The 301-nt window shown below is 70.8% G+C and carries 1 protein-coding gene; it reads right to left on the bottom strand.

What is annotated here, in order from left to right; all coding sequences use genetic code 11:
* Positions 1 to 301, bottom strand: a 301-nt coding sequence (locus FLQ44_RS08205) for an amino acid permease (protein WP_147693974.1), incomplete at both ends; no start/stop codon positions are given.

Genomic DNA, 301 nt, shown 5'->3' with positions numbered 1-301 from the left:
CGGGCCATGCCCAGGAAAATCCGGCTCTGCCCGAACAGGAAGGCCAGCAGGACGGTGGGCAGGGCGATGACGGCCGAGGCCGCGATCCACTGCGCCGCCGTCCCCTGCCCCATCTGGCGCAAGATCAACGCCAGCGGCTCGGGGCTCTCGGCGAAGGTTTCGACCGGACGCGCGCCGATCGCAGCGGCGGCGACCACCAGATACAGGGCGGTGCAGACCAGCATGGAGCCGACGATGCCGATGGCCAGGTCGCGCTCGGGCCGCTTCGTCTCCTCCGCCGCGGTCGAGATGGCGTCGAAAC

The organism is Vogesella mureinivorans (assembly GCF_007644035.1).
GTDB classification, from domain to species: Bacteria; Pseudomonadota; Gammaproteobacteria; order Burkholderiales; family Chromobacteriaceae; genus Vogesella; species Vogesella mureinivorans.
The sequence above is the reverse complement of the archived record's forward strand: the minus strand, read 5'-3'. Positions and strand labels throughout refer to the sequence as shown.